This window comes from Oscillatoria sp. HE19RPO, from assembly GCF_024220515.1.
In the GTDB taxonomy this organism is placed as follows: domain Bacteria; phylum Cyanobacteriota; class Cyanobacteriia; order Cyanobacteriales; family Laspinemataceae; genus Laspinema.
Genome location: NZ_JAMXOT010000403.1, coordinates 1 through 5,228, shown reverse-complemented (window position 1 = coordinate 5,228; position 5,228 = coordinate 1). Strand labels below are relative to the sequence as shown.

Genomic DNA, 5,228 nt, shown 5'->3' with positions numbered 1-5,228 from the left:
AGTCGTTACTACGAACTTTGAGAACGACTGAAGTCGTTACTACGAACTTTGAGAACGACTGAAGTCGTTACTACGAACTTTGAGAACGACTGAAGTCGTTACTACGAACTTTGAGAACGACTGAAGTCGTTACTACGAACGGGGATTTTTTTGAGTTTCCCTGGGGAATAGCAATAGATGATTATTGGAGACGAGTGAGGGCTTCTCGGAGTTGTTGTTCGGATTGAGGATTGGTTTTGACGAGTTCGGTGATTTCGTTAAAGCGTTGGATGGTTAATCCGTTACTGGTGACTAGGTTTTTTGAGCCTTCGCAATAGTTGACGACGATCGCCTTGACTTCGCGATCGAGTTGGTTGACTGAATCGGTATTTCGGCAGTCAATGGCGGGAACGTAATTGAGGATGGTTTCAACTTCTTGGTAGGCTTGCGATCGCTGTTGTTCGATCGCCAGGATGGAACGGGCGTAGTTCTCTATTTCTTCGGGGGTAATGCTTTGCGCTGAGGCGGAATACGTTCCAATCCAGTTGGCAGATTCCAGGGTGAGAGGGGGAACGGAACCTGTGAGGATTCCCAAGGCGGAAAGCGCACCGATGCAGAGGAGTTTGGCTCGGATTCCTTGAACATGAAAACGGGATATTTTTATCATTATCATAACATCCACAGGTGATAGGTTTACTAAGAAAAATCTCTAATTGATTGGAAACACCAAGCTTTTTTTGAAGGCAATCGTTAACCTATTGGGGTTGCTTTTATGATTCCACTCTACCCGGTTTAGTTCCGGTCTGGTGGGTCGAGAGGGCGGCTTTACAGAAAGTTTACCGAAAGGAAGTTTGGCGACAGAGTTGGCAGAGTTCTATGGTTTTGGTTTGGAGGGTGGAGAGTTCATCTGTTCCTCGTTTGAGGCTGACTTCGAGTTCGAGGAGGAGGGCTAAGATTTGCTCTAATTGACTAAGGGAGAGGGCGCTGACTTCTTTTCTTAAGAAGTAAATTCGTTTAAAATTGCCGATTTCCGCAGCAGCAGCGATCGCCTTTTCGTCGCGCTCCCCACTTTCTATCATCAGTTTAACCCAGAACCAGGTTCTAAATTGTCCGGTGAGGGTGGCGGAAATTTTTAAGGCGGGTTCGTTGCGGTTGATTAAATCTGCGACTAATTCTAAAGCGGTTCCTACATCTCCTTGGCGAATGGCACTGGCAAGCTGTAAGCTGTTTTGAGTCGTGGCAGTGACGAGTTGATCCACTGTAGCGGCGCTCAGGGGTTGAGGTCCGGCACTCAGGGAATACAGGTGCAACTTTTCCAGGGCATTATACAGCGATCGCGTATCATTGCCGACGGACTCGGCCAACAGGTCCACGGCATCAGGGGTGAGTTTGACTCCCACTTCCTGGGCGACTTTGCGGACGGATGAGACAATTTCATCATGCTTCCAGGGGGGTAAGGGGGAAAATTCCTGGACTTTGGCGTACTTTTGTAACAGTTTGGTGGTTTTGAGTCTGCCATCGGGTTTGTTGGGGGTTGTCAGTAACAGGACGTTGGTTTCGGGGATCACCGGCAGGGTGCGTTCCATTTCTGCTAAGACTTCGCCGGATGCCTGTTGACAAACGTTGGTATCCACCAACCAAACAAAGCGCCCTCCACTGCCAAAAGGCGGGGTGACGGATTGATTGAGGCCCTGAATCACGGCATCGGACTGTTCGGGGGAAATTTTGTCAGCATTAAAGGTCGCCCAAGCGGGATCCAGGGTGCGATCGCGCAAAGCATTGACTGCTTTTGCCATTGCAAAGTCATCTGATCCCCAATAGAGGTAAATTGTCATATAGAAGACTATGGATAAGATCCCAGGGTCAAAAACACAGGAGGGTTAACCCTTCCTTTAGGATAAAAGAGATTGGCAATGGTCATACCACTGATCCCCGTTCAGGGCGAAATGCTCAGAATGGAGTCATTCTCACGGCACCTAAGACTAGCGCGAAACCCTTTATAGATATAGACAAGAGAGGCAATAAGAATTGGACGATACTTTACAAACCTATTTGAATCGAGTGGCGCGGATGACCCTGAAAGATGCCTATCAGTCAGGACTCCAGCATATTCAGACCTCTCCTAAATTTCAGGCGACTGAGGGTGGGGCCAGAAAGCCGGTGTCTTTTCCGGGGTACACGGTGATTACCCCACCGATGAGAGAAGATGTTGAGAATCAAGAGTTTTATAAAAATATCGAGAGTTGCCAGCAACAACTACTGGAGATGCTGGAACCGGGTTTGATGGTGCCGGTCCCTGCGGATAGCTTTCATGTCACCCTCGCGGATTTAATTTGGGACGGCAGCTACCGAGATGCGTCGGGGGAAAATCCGGACTATGATGAGCAACTGCGATCGGCGATCGCCCAAAGTTTCCAGCAATGCCAGTCCCTTGCCGGAGGTCCAGCGATTCGCTGGCAGGCCCTCGGGGTGATGTTGCGGACTCGGGCGATCGGGATTTGTTTAGCGCCCAAAAATGAGCAATCCTACGAGCAAATCGTCCAATTGCGGCGAGCAATTTATCAAAATCAACAGTTAATGGGGTTAGGAATCGAGCAGCAGTATCATTTTACTGGCCATATTACCTTGGGCTATTTTGGGGAAATTCCCTCCAGTTTAGACCGGGAACATCTCAGCAGTGTCCTAGCAGATTTTAATGATAAATGGCTGGATAGTCCTCAAGAAATCGTCATTCAAAAAGCCGAAATTCGCAAGTTTGACGATATGACGCACTACTATCGCGAAGAAGATTGGCCAGTGTTTCAATTTTGAGAGAAGAAGTCCAAACCACCAATGACCAATGACAGATGACCCCCCTAATTCATCCGATACTGCAACAGAGTTTTGCCCTCATTGATGCTGAGATTGGCGAACATTCTTTTACTCCTGCTGAATATGAAATTGTTCGGCGGGTGATTCATAGTACCGCCGATTTTGAATTTAAAGACTTGATGACATTTAGTCCGGGGGCGATTGAAGGGGCGATCGCCGCCTTGCGTCGGGGGGTGACGGTGGTGACGGATGTCAGCATGGTAAAACAGGGTATCAGCGGGTTGCTTGCCAAAACTTTTGCCAATCCCTTACACTCTGCGGTAGAACGGGTCCCGGTGGCTACGGAGGGCAAAACCCGCACGGAAATGGGTCTGTTGCAATGCTTTGGGGAATTTCCGGAAGCGATTTATGCGATCGGGAATGCGCCTACGGCTTTGTTGGCCCTGTGCGAGGTCCTCCCCCAGTCCCCGATTCAACCCGCCCTAGTGATTGGGGCCCCTGTGGGGTTTGTTTCCGTGGTGGAATCTAAGGCGGCACTGGTACAGCAGAATGTCCCCCAGATTATCATCAAGGGTCGGAAAGGGGGGTCTCCTGCTACGGCAGCGATCGTTAATGCGTTAATTCTGTTGGCTTGGCAGGGAGAAAATTAATACGGAATGCGGTTGGAATCGGTCTTTAAAAACAAGTTGAGCAATTGTAGGGTGGGCAATGCCCACCTAATCTAGGTGGGCAATGCCCACCCTACCATTTTTAATGCTTTTATCAACCGGATTTAGTATAAAACTCGAAAATGCCGATATTTTGAATTATTATACCCCTAGTAAGCATCTTGCTCGCTTCCTTGTTTAAAAAAACAGCAATATTTTGAAGTTTAATGGTATAAACTCAGTGGCGATCGCAACGAAAATAAACCGATGATTCATGTAATAGGAATTGGGTTGGATGGAATAGCGGGACTGACGGAATCCGTGCGCCAAATTATCGAATCGGCGAATCTTCTCGTGGGAAGCGATCGCCACTTGAGTTATTTTCCCCTGCATCCAGCCGAACGCCTGGTTATCGAAGACATTGGTCTAACCTTTAAAACCCTCTGCCGTCAGTTAATTCGCTGGAATTCCGGTTCAGTAGACAGTCCCGCAGGGCGCAATTTGGTTGTTCTCACCAGTGGAGATCCGTTATTTTTTGGATTAGGACGGTTACTATTAGCCGAACTGCCGCCGGACCAGCTTTATTTTCATCCCCATTTAAGCTGCATTCAATTAGCCTTTAGTCGCATTAAAGTCCCCTGGCAAGATGCGCGAATTGTCAGTGCTCATGGACGCACTTTAGATGAAGTGTTAACCGTATTACGCGAGGGTGCATCAAAAGTTGCCATCCTCACCGATGGCAAAAATAGCCCCAGTACCATTGCGCGGCTGTTGCTGTCATTGGATTTACCCAGTCGTTATGATTTTTGGGTTTGTGAAAACCTCGGCGGTTCCGATGAGCGTATTCAGGCTTTTCCAGTTCAGCAATCCGATGATATTATCGCTTTAGAATCCCAAACTTTTTCCTCCTTAAATGTGGTGGTTTTGGTCCGGCAGTTTGGTAATAATGAAAGCTTAGATATTCAGAATTTACCCACATTTGGATTACCGGATAGTACCTTTTTAACTTTTAGCGATCGCCCCGGTTTGATGACGAAGCGAGAAATTAGAATTCTCATCCTCGGAGAGTTGGGACTCCAATCGGGTCAAATCGTTTGGGATATTGGGGCGGGAACGGGTTCAGTTTCCATTGAAATTGGGCGATTATTTCCAAAATCTCAAATTTATGCCATTGAAAAAACCGGCGCAGGAATTTCTTTAATTGAGCAAAATTGTCAACGCCTCCAGGTGCGAAATGTGATTTCAATTCATGGTAGTGCCCCGGATATTTTAGATAGACTTCCGGTTCCCCAGCGGATTTTTATTGGGGGAACGGGGGGACAATTGCGGACGATTCTGGGGTTTTGTGGGGGACAATTGGCAAAAGGGGGAACAATGGCGATCGCCTTAGCCACCCTAGAACATCTAAATGAGGCATTAAATTGGGTGAATGAACGCCAGTGGGATTATCGCATCTTGCAGGCGAATTTATCCCGTTCCGTTCCCATTGCTCATCTCACCCGATTTTCCCCCTTAAATCCAGTGACAATTCTCACGATTAATAAGCCGGAATTATAGCAATTCAGTCTAACTCAAGGGTGAAGAAACCGGGTTTTTGCAAAAATCTTTGAGAGTGAGCAAAAATTTTGGAAAAAAACCCGGTTTCTAGTCCAACTCAAGGGTGAAGAAACCGGGTTTTTGCAAAAATCTTTGAGAGTGAGCAAAAATTTTGGAAAAAAACCCGGTTTCTGGTCTAACTCAAGGGTGAAGAAACCGGGTTTTTGCAAAAATCTTTGAGAGTGAGCAAAAATT

5 protein-coding genes are annotated in these 5,228 nt (G+C 47.3%); 3 read left to right on the top strand and 2 right to left on the bottom strand.

The window, feature by feature from the left end:
- Positions 1–181 precede the first annotated feature (181 nt).
- Positions 182–646 (bottom strand): DUF4168 domain-containing protein, encoded by a 465-nt coding sequence (locus NG833_RS27925; protein ID WP_254568535.1) that lies wholly within the window; start codon positions 644–646, stop codon positions 182–184.
- 169 nt (positions 647–815) lie between these two features.
- Positions 816–1,814, bottom strand: coding sequence for a DNA polymerase III subunit delta (holA, locus tag NG833_RS27920; protein WP_254568534.1), 999 nt, complete (start codon positions 1,812–1,814; stop codon positions 816–818).
- A gap of 193 nt (positions 1,815–2,007) precedes the next feature.
- Between holA and NG833_RS27915 the strand changes: the two genes are divergently transcribed.
- The 3 genes from NG833_RS27915 (at position 2,008) to cbiE (ending at position 4,994) form a co-directional block, all read left to right on the top strand.
- A complete protein-coding gene (locus NG833_RS27915; RefSeq protein WP_254568533.1) occupies positions 2,008–2,790 on the top strand; it encodes a DUF1868 domain-containing protein in 783 nt (260 codons plus the stop codon).
- Positions 2,791–2,825: 35 nt separating this feature from the next.
- Positions 2,826–3,440 carry a cobalt-precorrin-8X methylmutase gene (locus tag NG833_RS27910; RefSeq protein ID WP_254568532.1) on the top strand — a complete coding sequence of 205 codons (615 nt, stop codon included), beginning with the start codon at positions 2,826–2,828 and terminating at the stop codon, positions 3,438–3,440.
- Positions 3,441–3,704: 264 nt separating this feature from the next.
- Positions 3,705–4,994: a precorrin-6y C5,15-methyltransferase (decarboxylating) subunit CbiE gene (gene cbiE, locus NG833_RS27905; protein ID WP_254568531.1), complete on the top strand. Its 1,290-nt coding sequence runs from the start codon at positions 3,705–3,707 to the stop codon at positions 4,992–4,994.
- Positions 4,995–5,228: the final 234 nt, after the last annotated feature.

Bases quoted from the DNA above. Each gene is read 5' to 3' on its own strand.
- cbiE (WP_254568531.1), top strand. From the start codon at position 3,705: ATGATTCATGTAATAGGAATTGGGTTGGATGGAATAGCGGGACTGACG.
- holA (WP_254568534.1), bottom strand. From the start codon at position 1,814: ATGACAATTTACCTCTATTGGGGATCAGATGACTTTGCAATGGCAAAA.
- NG833_RS27910 (WP_254568532.1), top strand. From the start codon at position 2,826: ATGACCCCCCTAATTCATCCGATACTGCAACAGAGTTTTGCCCTCATT.
- NG833_RS27925 (WP_254568535.1), bottom strand. From the start codon at position 646: ATGATAAAAATATCCCGTTTTCATGTTCAAGGAATCCGAGCCAAACTC.